This is a genomic window from Stenotrophomonas sp. ZAC14A_NAIMI4_1 (genome assembly GCF_003086915.1).
Classification (GTDB): domain Bacteria; phylum Pseudomonadota; class Gammaproteobacteria; order Xanthomonadales; family Xanthomonadaceae; genus Stenotrophomonas.
Map to the genome: position 1 here is coordinate 1,538,477 of NZ_CP026002.1, position 16,717 is coordinate 1,555,193.

Annotated in this window: 15 protein-coding genes; 4 read left to right on the top strand and 11 right to left on the bottom strand. The window is 67.1% G+C overall.

Annotated features, from left to right (window positions below; genetic code table 11):
* Window positions 1-36: 36 nt before the first annotated feature.
* From C1926_RS07135 to C1926_RS07185, 11 genes are all read right to left on the bottom strand, one after another.
* Window positions 37-438, bottom strand: coding sequence for a GtrA family protein (locus C1926_RS07135; protein WP_108745920.1), 402 nt, complete (start codon window positions 436-438; stop codon window positions 37-39).
* On the bottom strand, window positions 435-2,321 hold the full coding sequence (locus tag C1926_RS07140; RefSeq protein WP_159095045.1) for a hypothetical protein: 1,887 nt from the start codon (window positions 2,319-2,321) through the stop codon (window positions 435-437). The genes C1926_RS07135 and C1926_RS07140 overlap by 4 nt, the downstream gene beginning before the upstream one ends.
* Window positions 2,321-3,619, bottom strand: a complete 1,299-nt coding sequence (locus C1926_RS07145) for an NAD(P)/FAD-dependent oxidoreductase (RefSeq protein ID WP_108758726.1) — start codon at window positions 3,617-3,619, stop codon at window positions 2,321-2,323. Before C1926_RS07145 ends, C1926_RS07140 begins: the two co-directional genes overlap by 1 nt.
* 10 nt (window positions 3,620-3,629) lie before the next feature.
* A complete protein-coding gene (locus C1926_RS07150) occupies window positions 3,630-5,786 on the bottom strand; it encodes a hypothetical protein (protein ID WP_159095046.1) in 2,157 nt (718 codons plus the stop codon).
* Between the two features lie 3 nt (window positions 5,787-5,789).
* A complete protein-coding gene (locus C1926_RS07155; protein WP_079220543.1) occupies window positions 5,790-6,734 on the bottom strand; it encodes an NAD-dependent epimerase/dehydratase family protein in 945 nt (314 codons plus the stop codon).
* 1 nt (window position 6,735) lies between these two features.
* Entirely contained in the window at window positions 6,736-7,467 is a 732-nt protein-coding gene (locus C1926_RS07160) for an SDR family oxidoreductase (RefSeq protein WP_108745924.1), read from the bottom strand.
* Between the two features lie 2 nt (window positions 7,468-7,469).
* Window positions 7,470-8,783 carry an FAD-binding oxidoreductase gene (locus tag C1926_RS07165; RefSeq protein ID WP_108758728.1) on the bottom strand — a complete coding sequence of 438 codons (1,314 nt, stop codon included), beginning with the start codon at window positions 8,781-8,783 and terminating at the stop codon, window positions 7,470-7,472.
* Window positions 8,780-10,198, bottom strand: coding sequence for a UbiA family prenyltransferase (locus tag C1926_RS07170; RefSeq protein ID WP_108758729.1), 1,419 nt, complete (start codon window positions 10,196-10,198; stop codon window positions 8,780-8,782). The genes C1926_RS07165 and C1926_RS07170 overlap by 4 nt, the downstream gene beginning before the upstream one ends.
* A 112-nt stretch (window positions 10,199-10,310) precedes the next feature.
* Entirely contained in the window at window positions 10,311-11,294 is a 984-nt protein-coding gene (locus tag C1926_RS07175) for a lysylphosphatidylglycerol synthase transmembrane domain-containing protein (RefSeq protein WP_108758730.1), read from the bottom strand.
* Window positions 11,294-12,232 carry an electron transfer flavoprotein subunit alpha/FixB family protein gene (locus C1926_RS07180; protein WP_079220548.1) on the bottom strand — a complete coding sequence of 313 codons (939 nt, stop codon included), beginning with the start codon at window positions 12,230-12,232 and terminating at the stop codon, window positions 11,294-11,296. The genes C1926_RS07175 and C1926_RS07180 overlap by 1 nt, the downstream gene beginning before the upstream one ends.
* The gene (locus tag C1926_RS07185; protein ID WP_108758731.1) at window positions 12,232-12,978 is read right to left on the bottom strand and encodes an electron transfer flavoprotein subunit beta/FixA family protein; all 747 of its coding nucleotides are present in this window, start codon (window positions 12,976-12,978) and stop codon (window positions 12,232-12,234) included. Before C1926_RS07185 ends, C1926_RS07180 begins: the two co-directional genes overlap by 1 nt.
* A 288-nt stretch (window positions 12,979-13,266) precedes the next feature.
* Here C1926_RS07185 and rfbB point away from each other — a divergent pair, with 288 nt between their 5' ends.
* From rfbB to rfbD, 4 genes are read left to right on the top strand one after another with little or no spacing between them, the layout of a single operon-like run.
* Window positions 13,267-14,322, top strand: a complete 1,056-nt coding sequence (rfbB, locus tag C1926_RS07190; protein WP_108758732.1) for a dTDP-glucose 4,6-dehydratase — start codon at window positions 13,267-13,269, stop codon at window positions 14,320-14,322.
* Between the two features lie 14 nt (window positions 14,323-14,336).
* The gene (rfbA, locus tag C1926_RS07195; RefSeq protein WP_108758733.1) at window positions 14,337-15,224 is read left to right on the top strand and encodes a glucose-1-phosphate thymidylyltransferase RfbA; all 888 of its coding nucleotides are present in this window, start codon (window positions 14,337-14,339) and stop codon (window positions 15,222-15,224) included.
* Window positions 15,221-15,793, top strand: coding sequence for a dTDP-4-dehydrorhamnose 3,5-epimerase (gene rfbC / locus C1926_RS07200; RefSeq protein WP_079220551.1), 573 nt, complete (start codon window positions 15,221-15,223; stop codon window positions 15,791-15,793). The genes rfbA and rfbC overlap by 4 nt, the downstream gene beginning before the upstream one ends.
* Window positions 15,790-16,680: a dTDP-4-dehydrorhamnose reductase gene (gene rfbD / locus C1926_RS07205; RefSeq protein ID WP_108758734.1), complete on the top strand. Its 891-nt coding sequence runs from the start codon at window positions 15,790-15,792 to the stop codon at window positions 16,678-16,680. Before rfbC ends, rfbD begins: the two co-directional genes overlap by 4 nt.
* Window positions 16,681-16,717 lie beyond the last annotated feature (37 nt).

Here is a 16,717-nt window from a genome sequence, read left to right on the forward strand (position 1 = left end):
GTGCGGCCGAGGGGGCCGCAGCGTGAACGTTCAGGTTCAGCTGCCCTTGCTGCGCGCGAACGTGAAGTGCTTGTGCCCCAGGTAGGCGGTGACGATCGGGACGGCGACGCCGACCAGATGGGCGCTGAGCGGGATGTCCAGCGGCCATTCCAGCGCCGGCAGCAGCCAGCGCTTGAGGAGGACGCTGATGGCCAGCGTCTGCAGCAGGCTGATGACGTTGATGCCGACAAACCACGCCACCTGCTGGCCGATCGGGCGGTCCGAGCCCTTGAAAACCAGCACGCGGTTGAGGATGAAGGCCGTCAGCATGCCCAGCCCGTAGGCCAGGCACACGGCAACCTCGAACGGTACGGCGAGGCTGAACAGGATGCGGCTGCCCACGTTGACCGCCGCCGCGGTGCCGCCACAGATGACGAACAGCAGGAACTGGCGGCTCATGCGAGCGCCTCCCCACTGCTATGGGTTGATCGGACCACCGCGACGGTGAGCAGCATCAGGGTCAGCACCAGCGCGAGGAACAGCGCAGGGCCCCGGCGCTCCTCGGCCCACATCCGCAGTGCGGTGAGCGCGCCGACGGGGGTCGGAGGCGTCACGGCGACCCAGCCATGGGGGTCGTTGTCGACGATGCGCAGGCGGTACTCATCCGCCGGCAGCGTGAGGACATGCCCCTGCCAGCGCTCGCCGGCCACGCCGCGCTTCACCAGCTCGATGGTGTGCTGCTTGCCGACCAGCGTGGCCGACACCAGCGGCGGGCCGTAGCCACCCTGGAAATAGACCACGCGGCCACCCTCGAAGGCGACGGGCTCGCTGCTGCACTCGGTGGTATTGGCATCGCCGGACGCCGGCTCGTAGGTGCCCAGCGCCTGCGGCCTGTTGCCCAGGGCGAAGTAGGCACCCGGGTGGCTGATGCCAGTGCATGCCGTGGGGCTGAACGCCAGCGGACGCCTGATCTCCGCGGGCATCATCGAGGCGCCCTCGGTGCTGTCGAGCAGCCGCGCCTGGCGATCGGCATCCGGGTAGGGCAGCAGGCCGGGCGCATTCCGGAGGGCGTCGACATTGCCGTCGGCAAGGTACGCGGCCAGGATGCGTTCCTGGTCCGAACCGATCACCGCGCGGTGCGCCATGCTGGCCTGGGATGCCATGAAGATGGGGTACGACGACAGCGCCAGCCAGCCGATGAAGACGGCAGGCACGGTGGCCTTTGCCCACTGCGGGAGCGCACGCCCATGCCGGAAGGCCGCATGGAGGACGAGCCACAGGTTGTTGATGACGCCGATGGCCAGCAGGTCGGTGTAGCGCGAGGTCACCCCGTTGTGCACCTCGACGCCGCGCGAGTAGGCCATCGCGACCGCCTGGACCAGGACCCAGCCGGCGATGGCGAAGGCAAAGCGCTCGCCACGGGTTGCAGGTTGGCGTGACAGCAGGCGCTTCAGCAACACGACCGTGAGCGTGATCGTCGGTGCCCACAGCACCAGGACACTGGCCCAGTTTGGGCGCATCGGCCAGCTCAGGGTGTGCTTCAGCGCTTCGATGAACTGCGCCATGGACTGTGCGTGGAACGCCGCGCCATGGGGTGCCGCCGGCATGGCCAGCAGGCCCGCGCCGGCAATGGCCATCATCAGCACCACGCCCAGCCAACCGGTGCGCGTGTTGATGTCGCGGCCCAGCAGGCGGTAGATCAGCAGCCCCGCTGCGGCGGCTGCCGCAAGCACGCCCGTGGCCATCGTGAACAGCGCCAGGACGGCACAGGCCACCATGGCCAGCAGGCGTCGGCGGTCAAGCACGTCGGCCGATGCCAGCCAGACCGTCACCACCGAAAGCAGCGCCAGGATGAAGAACTGGTTCTGGAAGCCGGCGATCAGGTTTTCCCATCCAAACGGCGCGGCGGTGAGTGCGAACACGCCCAGCACAAGGAAGGGGCGTGCCGTTGCCGGCAGCGTGCGCATGCCAACGAATGCCATCGCGCCCAGGGCTGCCGCATGCGGGAGGATGTTGAACAGCATCTCCACCTTGGCATCGAACTGGTTGCCGTTGGCGGAGAACAGGCCCAGCGAGATCAGGCGCGTGAAGAGGATGCGGTGCTCGTTGTGGGCCGCGAAGAAGTGGCCCAGCCCGAGTTCGCCCCGCAGGTAGGGCAGCAGCAGGTTGTCGAACTCGGCATCCCACTGGTCCCAGAACGGGCTGCTGCTGCCGAAGCGGAGCACGAGGTAGGCGCGCACGGCCATCATCGGCACCAGCAGGATCGCCAGCAGGAACGCCGGGTGCTGCGGATGGAACCACTGCGACAAGCGGGCGCGCACGGCGCCTGACCTCGGATTCATCAGCGCAGTGCCTCGTCCACCAGTGCCTGGGCGGTGTTGATGCTCTCGTTGATCGAGCGGTCTTCCGGGTAGTAGTAGGCGGTGTCGGCCATGAAGAAGCCCTGCACCGGCGTGCGCATCGACGGCAGCATGTCCTGGAAGCCCGGCGGGCAGATCGTCTGCGCGAACTCATAGCGATGGCAGTGCGACGCCAGCACCCAGTCACGCTTGAAGGCCGGGTTGATGCGCGCCAGGTAGCCCAGCACTTCCTCGATCAGCTCGGCGTTGGACTGCTGCCACTTCGGATGGGTCTTGGGCATGTAGTACGGCGCGTACAGGATCTTCTGCTCCGGATCGTGGCCCGGGTTGAGGTTGCTGTACTCGATCACGCCCGGGATCTCGATGCCCGGATCGCTGATGTTCATCCAGAAGTTCTCGCTCACCGCGTGCTTGAGCTTGAGGATCACGCAGGCGACGGGAATGTTCTGCACTGCCGCGACCTTGTCGCGGAAGTCGGCCGGCAGGCCCGGCACCAGGGCCGGCACGTACTGGATCGGCGCGGTGGAGATCACCGCATCGTAGGCCGTGAACGCGCCACCGATCGAGACGCCGGTGACCTTGCCGTTCTCGGAAACCACTTCATCGATGCCGCGGGACAGTTCGATGCGGCCGCCACGGGCCTGGATGTCCTGCACCATGCGCTCGAGCAGGGTCATCGAGCCCCCTTCCAGGTAGCCCATGCTCTCGTTCATCAGGTTGCGGCGGGACAGGGCCACGCGCTTGATGCGCGTGCCGATCCAGCTGGCCGACAGGTTGTCCTTGAACTCGAAGAACTTCAGGCGGAAGGCATCCTTCCACATCACGTCATAGGCCTTCTGGCCGACCCAGCGGCGGATCCACGTGCCGGCCTCTTCCTTGTCCAGCGCCGTCCAGTCCTTGATGCCCTTGGTGTACATCACGTGCAGCGCATAGCGGAACTTGCTGATCGGCCCGAGGTGGGGGAAGGCCAGCAGTGCGAACGGGTTGCCCCACTTGTAGAGCTTTCCCTTGTAGAAATAGCCCATCTTGGTGTCGGTCCAGCACAGCGCCTTGGACAGGCCATAGCGCTCGAGCAGCGCGAACAGGGGGTAATCGGTCTTGCAGATGAAGTGGTAGTAGCGTTCGATCGACAGCCCATCGAAATCGAAATTGGCCGACATGCCGCCAATGCGGTCGTCACGTTCGTAGATCGTGACCGAATGGCCCTGGTCGAGGAGTTTCACGGCGGCCATCAGGCCCATGGGGCCTGCGCCGATGATGGCAAATCGCTTCTGGGTCATGGCAATCGTTTCAATGGAAGGAAGTGGGGAGCGCCGTGAGACGGCACGCCGGGCGCGTGGCGAACAATTCGTACGCCGGGCTGTGGTAGATGTGCAGGGTACCGGTCGGGACGTCGTCGAAATCCGAGGCGATTCTGCCAATCCGGATAAATGACTGATCCATCTGGGAATAATAGCGCCTTGACCAGTCGTCGTTGAACGAGGTGCCGATGAACAGCACACAGTCCGTCGAGGGTGGTGGGAGGTCCATGCCCAATACCTGGGGGAACGTGATGACCTCGGTGCGTACGGCGCCCATTTCCGCAGCGATGCCCTGCAGCCGGTCGGTGCGTTCATCCAGCATCTGCTGCAGCTGGATGCGGTCGAAATAGGGCACCAGCCGGGCGCTGACCGACATGCCCCAGGCGCCTGCCAGCACCAGCAGACCCACGCAGGCCAGGTGCAGCAGCGTGCGGGCCAAGGGGCGCTGCAGCGCGAGGCGGGCCGCAGCGAACCGCTCGATGTTGGCGGCGCCCGCCACGGCAATCATCATGAAGGCCGGTACCAACGCGGTCAGGTTGCGTTCGAAGAACACCGACTGGACCAGGAAGGCGCCAAACGTAATGGCAAAGACCGCCAGGAAGCCGGCCTTGGCCGGCGCCAGCGAGGCGCGGAAGTAGCCCAGCACATGCAGCACCACCAAGGGCAGGCCGAGGGTGGCCAGGTAGTAACCGGTGATCCAGTGCCATTGCGGGACCAGCCCGTGCGTCATCGGCCCGAACGGGGGATGGCCCCCGCCGTACTGGTGGTCCAGCGCCTGGATGCCCGCCAGGAAGCCGGGCAGGTCGGCCACGATGGCCGGTGAGCCCAGGCAGATGCCGAAGACGAACCCCGCCAGCGATACGCCGCCGGACATGCCCAGCTGCTGCAGTTGCCGCGCCAGTCCGGGTGCCTGCCGTGCCGGTTGCCAGGCCACCGCGACGCAGTACAGGGTGAAAACGGCGTAGGTGAACTTCACGGTCGTCAGCAGGCCGGCGATCATGCCCAGCGCGGCCAGGAGCGCGTACTGGCCCCGCCGTTGCCGGGGCGCCAGGCAGGCCAGCGCGAACGCCAGCGTCGCCAGCAGGGTGCTCCATGGCTCCGGCCGGGCGTAATGCGCATCCTGCAGGAACTGGGGAGCGGTTGCGACCAGAAGCACGCCGGCCAATGCATAGCCTGCGCCCAGCGTGCGCAGCAGCAGCAGGAAGCACAGCACCAGGGTAAGCGCGGCCGACCAGCGCGAGAACTCGAGCAGGCAGTGCAGCAGGTCAAGCTCGTTGTCGAATGCCGCCGGTGCCACCGCGTGGATGGCCAGGTAGGCCGCCTGGATGTAACCGGAGAAGTTGTAGCGGAACGCATGGAACTCAGGCAGGTCCGCGCGCGCCCAATCGGTGTTCAGGTCGCCATGCTCGTGCATGGCCACCATGACTTTGACCGGAATGGCCTGGTCGGGATGGTGCCAGACGCCTGCGACATCGCCCTGGTACAAGCGTGCGCCCAGCAGTGCCACCGACGCAGCCAGGAACACCAGTGACACGGTGCGGCGGACGCGGGCTTTCCTGCACGGCATGACCGTGCCGTCGCCTGTCGTGGGTGGCAGCGCGAAGACGCCCAGCAGGAGGCTGGCCAGCAGCAGCGCCGCGATGGTGCTGTCCAGGTGTCCGGGCTCGCGCAGCAGGCCGATGCCGGCCCACTGCCGGAATCCCGTTCCCTGGTCATCCAGCTCCACGCGCAGGGGGCGTCCCGACCAGCTCTCTGGCACGCGGATGTTCAGCGGCTGCCATTGCTCGCCCGCCTGCTGGATCACATAGAGCGATTCCCCGCCATCTTCCGGGGCGATGCGCAGGCGCACGGCCTCCCCGTCGATGTAGCCGGCGACCGCAAGCTGCGGTCGTGCCGCGGGGTCGGCCGGCAGGCGCAGGCTGATGGAACCGCGCGTGGCGTCACCGCCTGCGCAGTAGGTGACGGCGGCATGGTGGATGTCCGTACCGGTACGCAGGAACGGCGATGCCGACGCCGCGCAGCCGCCGTCGGGACCGCCAGCGCCCTGCGGCAGCCCCGGTACCGGCGGCCGGATCCACAGCAGCAGCGCCACCAGAAGGCATGCGGCGGCCAGTCCCTGGCCCAGGTACCAGCGTCCTGCTCGCACGCGTCAACGCTCCAGTACGATCTTCGCGTAGCGCGGGTCGGTGTAGCTTTCGCGGATGGCCTCTTCGAACGGCGTCTGCTTCACGCCGAACACGGCCTCGGTGTCGATGCCCTTGAAATCATCGCCGGCACTGAGTGCCTTCAGCTGGTCGGCGGTGAAGGGCGGCTTGCTGCTGAACAGGCTGTAGACCTTCAGCAGGAAGCCGAAGAAGCCGATCGGGATATGCACGATGACGGTGTGCAGCTTCTTCACCCGCTTGATGGTGCGGATGATGTCCACGTAGTCCACGCGGGTGTCACCGACGATGTCGAAGACCTCGCCATCCGGTTCGGTCTCGATGCACTTGGCAATGCAGCGGCAGAAGTCGCGCTCGTACAGCGGCTGGCGCATGAACCTGCCATCGCCCGGGATCGGGAACACCGGCGTGCGGGCCATGAAGCGCGACAGCCAGCCCAGGTGCTTGGGGTCGAACCAGCCGAACATCAGCGTGGGACGCAGCACGCAGTGGCGCTGGCCGCTGGCCACCACCATCTCTTCCTGCTCGCGCTTGGTGTTGGTGTAGTCATCCTTGGCGACCGAGTTCACCACCGACGAACTGATGTGCACCATGTAGGGCACGGCCGCGCCCTGGGTTGCCTTCAGCACATGGCCGGTGGCGGTGATGTTGTTGCGCACGAACAGGTCGGTGGTCTTGCCGGTGATCTGTGCATGCAGCTGCACCACGCAGGCGGCGCCGTTGAACTCGCCGGCCCAGGCGCCCGGCTCGGCCAGGTCGGCCAGCACCACGCGCACATCCGGGTGCAGCTTCTGCAGGATGTCCAGGTTGTGCGCGTGCTTGTCGATGGCCACCAGCTGGGTATACCCCTGCTGCTTGAGCTCGACGATCAGGTTCTGCCCGACCAGCCCGGCGGCTCCGGTGATGACGATCTTGGCGTGCTTGTCGGTCATGTCAGAGCTTGATCCTGCGGAAGACGAATTCGGGAATGTTCTTGATGATCATCATGATCGCCCACCAGAAACCGGGCAGGTAGGCCACGGCCTTGCGCTTGCCGATGGCCTTGAGGATGCCGGCGGCCACCTTGTCCGGCGTCGCCCACAGCGCGCCCTTCTTGAAGGCGGCCGTCATCGGCGTATCGACGAAGCCCGGCTTGATGACCAGCACGTTGACGCCGGCCGGGCGCAGGCGCTGGCCCAGACCGCTCAGATAGGCGGTCACGGCCGCCTTGGCGCTGCCATAGAGGTAGTTGCTGGCGCGGCCGCGATCGCCGGCCACCGAGGAGATGACCGCCAGGCTGGCGCCGGACTGCAGGCGCTGGGCCAGGGCGGCCGCCAGCGCAATCGTGGACGTACCGTTGGTGGCGAACTCGCGCAGCGACAGCTCCACCGACGCATCGCAGGCGGCCTGGTCCGGCAGCGTGCCGTGGGCGATGAGCACGGTATCCACGCCACCCAGGGCCGACCAGGCATCGTCCAGCAGCGCGCCGTGTGCGGACAGGTCGTTCACGTCCAGCACGCCGGTATGCACGTGCGGGGCGCCACGCACGCGCAGGTCGGCGGCGATGGCATCCAGCTTGCCGGCACTGCGGCCCACCAGGTAGAGCGCGGCGGCGCGCCCGGCGTACAGGCGCGCGACGGATTCGGCGATGGCCGAGGTGGCGCCGATGATCAGGATCTTCTGCATGCTTACTCCATCACCCGGCGCCAGAAGCCGGATGAGAATCGGGGGTCGATGAAGCGGGAGAATTCTTCCCAGGCCGGGTAGGCCTGGCGGAACAGCGCGCCGGACATGCGCGCGTCCTTGGCCGGATAGACGGCGCCACCGGCCTCGCTGACGATGCGGTCCAGGCGGTCAAGCATCTTCAGCAGTTCCGGGCCGTCGTTGGGGAAATCCAGGGCCAGGGTGGTACCCGGGCGCGGGAACGACAGCAGGCCCGGCGAGGGGCGGTCGCCGAACTCCTTCAGCACGGCCAGGAACGAGCCGCGTCCGCTGCGCGCGATCTCCGCCAGCAGGGCGGCGGTGGCATCGCGGGCGACGGCGGGCGGCAGGACGCACTGGTGCTGCAGGAAACCGCGCGGGCCATACATGCGGTTCCAGTGGTTGATGCCGTCCAGCGGGTAGAAGTAGCTCTGGTAGTGCGCCAGGTGGCGGGCACGCCGTGCGGGCTGGCGCCAGTAGTAGAGCGTGTTGAACGGGCGCAGGGTGAGCGGATTGACCAGCGATACCGGCGGTACGATGGGCATGCTGCGGCGCGGAGCCGCGCTGGGCGTGGCGGCTCGTGCATCGCCCGGCGCATGGTCGCCACGCAGGAAGTGGCCGCGGCCGAGGTTCGGCCCGCTGGCCAGGCAGTCGATCCAGGCGACGGTGTATTCGAAGTCGCTGGCCGATGCGCGCGACAGCTCGAAGAAGGCGTCCAGGTTGTCGAAGCGGATCGATTCGGTTTCGATCCACGGCCCGGGTACGCGCCGCAGCTGCAGTTCGACCCAGGTGATGAATCCGGTCAGGCCGAGACCGCCGACGGTGGCGGCGAACAGGCCGCTGTCATCGGCGGGGGTGAGCTGCTGGCGGGCGCCATCGCTGCGCAGCAGTTCCAGGCAGCGCACGTGGTGGCCGAAGGTGCCGGCGCGATGGTGGTTCTTGCCGTGGACGTCGTTGCCGATGGCCCCGCCCACGGTGGCGTAGCGGGTACCGGGCGTGACCGGCAGGAACCAGCCACTGGGCAGGGCGATGTCGAGGATCTCGGCCAGGGTGACCCCTGCCTCGCAGCGCACGATGCCGGTGCCCGGGTCGAAGCCGATGAAGCGGTCCAGGGCGCGGCTGGCCAGTAGCGACGCGTCCGGGTTGAGGCAGCTGTCGCCGTAGCTGCGGCCATTGCCATGCGGAAGCACCGTGCCGCCTTCCGGCGGCAACGGCAGTACCGACGCGCGGTCGAGCACCGGGATGATGCGCTGCTCGACCCGCGGGTAGCGTCCCCAGGACTGGCCGGGCGCTGCACTCATATTGCGATCAGCACGATCAGCACGCACAGGCCGATGACGACCTGGCTGCCACGGTCCATGGCCGCGAACACGATGGGATCGTCATGCATGTCGCCGCGGTGGGAGACGATCCACATCCGGCTGATCCAGTACAGCAGGATCGGGCACAGCAGCCACAGCAGCTTGGGGTTGCTGTACAGCTCAAGGCTTTCCGGGCTGTTGATGTACAGGGCAAACACCATCACGCCGATGTAGCCGGCGGCGGCACCCAGCGACTGCACCAGGGGCAGGTCGGCCACGGAATAGCCACGGCCGATCGCCATTTCCTTGCCGCTGGCCAGCGCCGATGCCAGTTCGGTATAGCGCTTGAGCATGGCCAGGCTGAGGAACACGAACATCGAGAAGGCCAGCAGCCAGAACGACAGTTCGGAATTGATCGCCACCGCACCGCCGATGATGCGCACGGTGTACAGCGCGGCCAGCAGCACCACGTCGATCATCACGATGCGCTTGAGCTTGAGCGAATAGCTCAGCGTCATCACGTAGTAGCACAGCAGCACGCCGGCGAAGGCCGGGCTGCAGGCCAGGGCCAGCGCGAAGCCGGCCAGGGTGATCAGCGGCGCCACCAGCAGGCCATGCAGCAACGGCAGCGTGCCGGCCGCGAACGGACGCTTGCGCTTGCGCGGGTGCATGCGGTCCGGGGTCAGGTCGAGCAGGTCGTTGAGCAGGTAGACGCCCGATGCACACAGGCCGAAGGCGAGGAACGCCGTGCCCGCGTCGATGATCGAGGCGATGTCGAAGAACCGGTGCGCCGTCAGCAGCGGCACCAGCACCAGCAGGTTCTTCAGCCACTGGTAGATGCGCAGGGCCTTGATCCAGGTGATCAGGCCGCCGTTCTGCGAAGGCAGGTGGGCCAGCACCTCGGTCTGCTTCGCCGCCGCGCTGGCGAGCCCGGCACCGTTGTTGACCACGATCGCGCCGCCGGCATGCGCCCACACCTTCAGGTCGACCTGGCCGTTGCCCATGTAGTCGAAGCCGCGTTCGCCGAAGCGCGCGGCCAGCGCCTGGCCCTTGTTGCTGCCGGACAGGTTGGTCTGGCCATCGCTGGCCATCACCTCCTCGAACAGGCCGAGGTGGTCGGCGATGGGCTGCACCAGCAGCCGGTCCGACGCGGTGCACAGCACGCGCGGGCGCTGCGTGGTGGTGCGCAGGATCTCCAGCACGCGCTCGTCGTACGGCAGCGTCTCGGCCGGCAACTGCACGCGCGAGGCCAGCTGGCGCTTCACGTAGGCCTTGCCACGCAGCAGCCAGAAGGGCACCAGGAAAATGTACAGCGGGTTGTTCGAAAGCAGGGCCAGCAGGGACTCGTAAAGGATGTCCGAGCGCAGCAGGGTGCCGTCAAGGTCGACGCAGAGCGGGCGGTTGGAGGCCGTCACGGCGTGAATGCTCCGGGGTGGACTGCATCGGAATGTTGCATTGCTGAACCTTGTATTTCGCCGTTGACCGAATGGATGATAAATGAAGGTGGTGACCGGGTCAGTACACGCATCAGCGCCCGGTTGCAGGCGACAGTGCGCGCGATTCCAGCGTTGCCATGGCCAGCATGCCCACCAGCACCGCCAGCCACAGGCTGGCCAGGCGGATGCCGATGGCGATGGCCAGTGCGGCGTCCGCGCCGACGCCGCAGGCCACCAGCATCAGCACGATGGCCGCTTCGGTCGTGCCGACGCCGCCGGGCACGAAGGACAGGGCGCCGATCAGCATCGCCATCGGGTAGATGCCCAGCAGCAGGTGCGCTGGCAAGGTGATGCCCGCGCTGTGGCACAGCCATGCAAACGCCGCCGCTGTCAGCAGCCAGGCCACGCTGCCCCAGCCCAGGCTGCCCAGCAGCAGGCGGACCCGCAGCAGGGGGCCCAGCGCGGTTCCCCCGTCGACCAGGAAGCCTGCTGCCCGCCGCACCGGTGCGCCGGGCAGGCGCGCGGCCAGCCCGCGTGCGAACCCCGCCAACGGTGGCCAGCAGCCAAGCGCGAGCAATGCCAGCAGCAGCACCAGGATGATCAGCGCCAGCAGGCCGAACGCCGGAACCAGGGTGGCTGCTGCAATCGACAGCAGGGTGATGACCAGCAGGTCGCAGGCCCGTTCGAAGATGAATGTCGTCAACGTGGCCCGGGGCGGGATGCCCTGCCAGTTGAAATAGCGGATACGCAGCAGTTCACCGGCCTTGCCGGGCGATGCCGTGAACGCGAAACCAGCGAGGTAGGCGAGCAGCCCCTGCCACCAGGCGTGCACGGGATGCCCCTGTGCCGCCAGTACGCTGCGCCAGCGCTGGTACCGGCACGCATAGCTGAGCAGGACGAGGACGGCGCAGGCCGACAGCGGCGCCGCCATTTTGGCCAATTGCGACAAGATGTTCCTGTCGCGATCGAGGTACCACAGTGCCGCCACATAGATCACTGCAATGGCGGCGACCCAGAGGCCCGCACGCCCCCCGCGTGCCGGCTGAACCGGCACCGGAGGGCGACGGTTGGCCATTACAGGGCCTTTTCCAGCTCCGGCAGGATCGCAAACAGATCCCCGACCAGGCCGATGTCGGCGATCTCGAAGATCGGCGAATCCGCGTCCTTGTTGATGGCCACGATCGTGCCGGCATCCTTGATGCCGGTCAGGTGCTGGATGGCACCGCTGATGCCGACGGCCACGTACAGTTCCGGCGCGATGATCTTGCCGGTCTGGCCGACCTGCAGGTCGCTGGGCACGTAGCCGGCATCGACCGCGGCGCGCGAGGCACCGACGGCGGCACCGAGCTTGTCGGCCAGCTGGAAGATGACCTTGAAGTTCTCTTCCGAACCGACGCCACGGCCACCGGAGACCACGCGCTTGGCGCTCTGCAGGTCAGGGCGGTCGCTGGCACCGGCGGCCAGGCCGACGAAGCGGGTGTGTGCCGGCAGGGCGGCATCGACGCTGGCCGCTTCAACGGCGGCGCTGCCACCCTGGGCGGCTTCCGGCCACGATGCGGCGCGCACGGTGGCGACCACGATCTGGTCGGCCGGCGCTTCGACGGTGATGATGGCGTTGCCGGCGTAGATCGGGCGCTTGAAGGTGTGGCTGCCTTCCACGGCCATCAGGTCGGACACCTGGTTGACGCCCAGCAGGGCGGCAACGCACGGCATCAGGTCCTTGCCGAAGGTGGTGGACGGGCCGAACACGTGGCTGTAGCCCTTGGCCAGCTGCGCGATCTGCGGTGCCAGTACCTGGGCGATGGCCTGCGCGTTGGCGGCGTTGGCCACGGTCAGGACCTTGGCGACGCCGGCGATCTTCGCCGCTTCAGTGGCGACAGCGGCCGGGTCGGCGGCCAGCACCAGCACGTCGATGCTGGCACCGCTGATGGCGGCGGCGGCGCTGACGGTCTTGGCGGTGGCGGCGTTGAGCTTGCCGTCGTGGTGTTCGGCGATGACGAGAATCTTGCTCATTACAGCAGCCCCTTCTGCTTGAGTGCGGCAACCAGTTCGGCCGCGTCCTTGACCATCACGCCCTTGCTGCGCTTGGACGGCGCGGCGTACTGGGTGGTCTTGAAGGTATCGGCGGCTTCAACGCCGAGGTCGGCCAGCTGCAGGGTCTCCAGCGGCTTGGCCTTGGCCTTCATGATGTCGGGCAGCTTGATGAAGCGCGGCTCGTTCAGGCGCAGGTCGGTGGTGACCACGGCCGGCAGGTCCACTTCCAGCGTTTCCAGGCCGGCATCGACCTCGCGGGTGACCGTGGCCTTGCCGTCGGCAATATTCAGCTTGCTGGCGAAGGTCGCCTGCGGGCGGCCCCACAGCGTGGCCAGCATCTGGCCGGTCTGGTTGGCATCGTCGTCGATGGCCTGCTTGCCGAGGATCACCAGGTCCGGCTGTTCCTTCTCGACCAGCTTGAGCAGGGTGCGGGCTGCGGTCAGCGGCTGGATGGCCTGGTCGGTAACGACGTGGATGGCACGGTTTGCGCCCATGGCCAGGCCATTGCGCAGGTGCGCCTGGGCATCCGCCGGGGCGATGGTGGCGACCACCACTTCGGTCGCGATGCCCTTGTCGCGCAGGCGCAGGGCTTCTTCCAGGGCGATTTCATCGAAGGGGTTGGGGGACAGCTTGACGCCGTCGGTGACCACGCCGGAGCCGTCCGGCTTGACCTGAATGCGGACGTTGTAGTCCACCACGCGCTTGTACGCGACGAGGATTTTCATCTGGTACTCGATCCTTGTAGTGCCGGCCGCTGGCCGGCTCACAGTAACGGGAAACGTCCGGTCCTCGCACAGCAACCGGTTCGGGGGTGGGATCCCGATTCTAGCTGGCTTGGGGTAACCATGCGAATGCGTATGGTTTGCTGCATTGCCGCAAAAAATGCCTCGCCGGACCCTCGTTGTTCACGTCCTGCACGCAGTCGTGAAGGCAGTGGCGCTGTATGCTGTCGCGCTGTGCCGGGGCGCCTCAGAGCGCTCCCACGAATGATTTCGATAACAGGAGAACAGGTAGTGGCCACATGGCTTGTCACCGGCGGCGCCGGATTCATTGGCGGTAACTTCGTTCTCGAAGCAGTCGCCCGCGGCATCAAGGTCGTCAATCTCGACGTGCTGACCTATGCCGGCAACCTGAAGACCCTGTCCAGCTTGGACGGCAACCCGAACCACGTGTTCGTGCAGGGTGACATCGGTGACAGCAGCCTGGTTGCCCGCCTGCTGGCCGAGCACCGGCCCGACGCGGTGCTGAATTTCGCCGCCGAAAGCCACGTCGACCGTTCCATCGACGGCCCGGGCGCCTTCATCCAGACCAACGTGGTGGGCACTCTGGGCCTGCTGGAAGCCGTGCGCGACCATTGGAAGGGGCTGCCGGCCGAGCAGGGCGCGGCGTTCCGCTTCCTGCATGTGTCCACCGACGAGGTGTACGGCACCCTCGGCGAGACCGGCAAGTTCAGCGAGACCACCCCGTACGCGCCCAACTCGCCGTACTCGGCGTCCAAGGCCGCCTCGGACCACCTGGTGCGTGCGTTCCACCACACCTACGGGCTGCCGGTGCTGACCACCAACTGTTCCAACAATTACGGTCCGTACCACTTCCCTGAAAAGCTGATCCCGCTGGTGATCGCCAAGGCGCTGGCCGGCGAGCCGCTGCCGGTGTACGGCGATGGCAAGCAGGTGCGTGACTGGCTGTTCGTCACCGACCATTGCGAAGCGATCCGCACCGTGCTGGCCAAGGGCCAGGTCGGCGAGACCTACAACGTCGGCGGCAATTCGGAAAAGCAGAACATCGAAGTGGTGCAGGCGATCTGCGCGCTGCTCGATGCACGCCGCCCGCGTGAGGATGGCCAGCCGCGCAGCAGCCAGATCACCTACGTGGCTGATCGCCCGGGCCATGACCGCCGCTACGCGATCGATGCGTCGAAGCTGAAGAACGACCTGGGCTGGGAACCGGCCTACACCTTCGAACAGGGCATCGCCTTCACCGTCGACTGGTACCTGGACAACCAGGAATGGGTCAACGGCGTGCTGGACGGCAGCTACCGCCTGCAGCGCATCGGCACTGCGGCCTGAACCCAGGAGACGACATGACCCAGCGCAAGGGCATCATCCTCGCCGGCGGTTCCGGCACCCGGCTCTATCCGATCACCAAGGGCGTCAGCAAGCAGCTGCTGCCGGTGTACGACAAGCCGATGATCTATTACCCGCTCAGCGTGCTGATGCTGGCGGGCATCCGCGAAGTGCTGATCATCAACACCCCGCACGAACAGGCGTTGTTCCAGCAGCTGCTGGGCGACGGTTCGCAGTGGGGCATGGACATCCAGTACGCCGTGCAGCCGAGCCCGGACGGGCTGGCGCAGGCCTACCTGATCGGCCGCGATTTCGTGGCCGGCAAGCCGAGCTGCCTGGTGCTGGGTGACAACATCTTCCACGGCCACGGCCTGCGCGAGGTGCTCAAGCGTGCCGACCAGCGCGTGGACGGCTCGACCGTGTTCGGCTACTGGGTGAACGATCCGGAGCGCTACGGCGTGGCCGAGTTCGACCAGGCCGGCAAGGTCATCGACCTGGTGGAGAAGCCGGAGAAGCCGCGTTCCAACTATGCGGTGACCGGCCTGTACTTCTACGACGGCAATGCAAGCGACCATGCCGCCGAACTGAAGCCGTCGCCGCGTGGCGAGCTGGAGATCACCGATCTCAACAAGCGCTACCTGGCCGAGGGCCAGCTGCATCTGGAAGCGCTCGGCCGTGGTTATGCCTGGCTCGATACCGGTACCCACCAGTCCCTGCTGGAAGCCTCCAATTTCATCGAGACCATCCAGACCCGCCAGGGCCTGCAGGTGTGCTGCCCCGAGGAAATCGCCTTCGGCCAGGGCTGGATCAACGCCGAACAGCTGGAGGCGCTGGCCGCCCCGTTGATCAAGAATGGCTACGGCCAATACCTGCACACACTTGCCCTGCGTGGAGTCGTTCCGTGAAAGTGATTGAAACCAAGTTGCCCGGCTGCGTGGTGATCGAGCCGGCCGTGTTCGGCGACGCGCGTGGTTATTTCTTCGAAACCTGGAATGCCGAGCGCTTTGCTGCGCTGGGCCTGCCGGACCGTTTCGTGCAGAGCAACGTGTCCACCTCGGCGCAGGGCGTGCTGCGTGGCCTGCATTACCAGTGGCCGCGCCCGCAGGGCAAGCTGGTCAGCGTGCTGGAAGGCGAGGTCTATGACGTGGCCGTCGACATCCGCCGTGGCTCGCCGACGTTCGGCCAGTGGGAAGCGGTGGTGCTGAGCGCGGAGAACAAGAAGCAGTTCTGGATACCGGAAGGGTTCGCCCACGGTTTTGCCGTGCTGTCCGAGCGTGCGGTGTTCAGCTACCTGTGCACCGAGGTCTACCTGAAGGACTTCGATGCCGGCGTGCGCTGGAATGATGCCGACATCGCCGTGGACTGGCCGGTGAGTGCGCCGACCCTGTCGGCCAAGGACGAGAACGCGCCCTTCCTGAAGGACATCGCCGAAGACCGCCTGCCGGTCTACGTCGCTGCACAGGGCGCGCCATGACCGTGCTGGTCTTCGGCGGCAACGGCCAGGTCGGCCAGGAGCTGCTGCGCGCGCTGGCCCCGCTGGGGCCGGTGGTGGCCACGACCCGCAGCGGCCAGTTGCCCGATGGCCGTGCGTGCGAGGTGGCCGACTTCGACCAGCCTGACAGCCTGCCGGCACTGCTCGATCGCCTGCAGCCGTCGGTGGTGGTCAACGCTGCGGCCTACACGGCCGTGGACCGCGCCGAGCAGGACGTGGACGCCGCGTTTGCGGCCAATGCGCAGGCGCCGGGCGTGATCGCGCGCTGGTGTGCGGCGCACGGCGTGCCGTTCGTGCATTACTCCACCGACTACGTGTTCGATGGCCAGGGCAATGCGCCCTACGGCGAAGACGAAGCGACCGCGCCGCTGGGCGTGTACGGCACCAGCAAGCGGGATGGCGAAGACGCCGTGCGCGCCGCCGGTGGCCGTCACCTGATCTTCCGCACGGCGTGGGTGTATGCCTCGCACGGTGCCAATTTCCTGCGCACGATGCTGCGGGTGGGCGCCGAGCGCGACCAGCTGCGGGTGGTGGCCGACCAGATCGGCACGCCGACCCCGGCCGCGCTGATCGCCGATGCCACTGCGCAGGCGCTGCAGCACCCGGGGCAGCTGTCGGGCACCTGGCACCTGACCGCCAGTGGCCAGACCAGCTGGCACGGCTTTGCCGAGGCGATCTTCGCCGAAGCGTTGGCCCGCGGCGTGCTGGCCAAAGTACCGGAGGTGGTCGCCATTCCCAGTTCCGAATATCCGACACCGGCCAAGCGTCCGGCCTGGTCGGTGCTGGACAACCGCCGGCTGCAGCAGGATTTCAGCATCACGCTGCCGACGTGGCAGGAAGGCCTGCAGCGGGTCATCGCCGAACTCTGATCGGCGCCCGCACCTCGTGGCAGACAGAAGCCCGGCC

What these genes read in the sequence shown, in the direction of transcription:
- C1926_RS07135 (WP_108745920.1), bottom strand. Translation starts at nt 438, where the DNA reads ATGAGCCGCCAGTTCCTGCTGTTCGTCATCTGTGGCGGCACCGCGGCG.
- C1926_RS07140 (WP_159095045.1), bottom strand. Translation starts at nt 2,321, where the DNA reads ATGAATCCGAGGTCAGGCGCCGTGCGCGCCCGCTTGTCGCAGTGGTTC.
- C1926_RS07145 (WP_108758726.1), bottom strand. Translation starts at nt 3,619, where the DNA reads ATGACCCAGAAGCGATTTGCCATCATCGGCGCAGGCCCCATGGGCCTG.
- C1926_RS07155 (WP_079220543.1), bottom strand. Translation starts at nt 6,734, where the DNA reads ATGACCGACAAGCACGCCAAGATCGTCATCACCGGAGCCGCCGGGCTG.
- C1926_RS07160 (WP_108745924.1), bottom strand. Translation starts at nt 7,467, where the DNA reads ATGCAGAAGATCCTGATCATCGGCGCCACCTCGGCCATCGCCGAATCC.
- C1926_RS07165 (WP_108758728.1), bottom strand. Translation starts at nt 8,783, where the DNA reads ATGAGTGCAGCGCCCGGCCAGTCCTGGGGACGCTACCCGCGGGTCGAG.
- C1926_RS07175 (WP_108758730.1), bottom strand. Translation starts at nt 11,294, where the DNA reads ATGGCCAACCGTCGCCCTCCGGTGCCGGTTCAGCCGGCACGCGGGGGG.
- C1926_RS07180 (WP_079220548.1), bottom strand. Translation starts at nt 12,232, where the DNA reads ATGAGCAAGATTCTCGTCATCGCCGAACACCACGACGGCAAGCTCAAC.
- C1926_RS07185 (WP_108758731.1), bottom strand. Translation starts at nt 12,978, where the DNA reads ATGAAAATCCTCGTCGCGTACAAGCGCGTGGTGGACTACAACGTCCGC.
- rfbA (WP_108758733.1), top strand. Translation starts at nt 14,337, where the DNA reads ATGACCCAGCGCAAGGGCATCATCCTCGCCGGCGGTTCCGGCACCCGG.
- rfbD (WP_108758734.1), top strand. Translation starts at nt 15,790, where the DNA reads ATGACCGTGCTGGTCTTCGGCGGCAACGGCCAGGTCGGCCAGGAGCTG.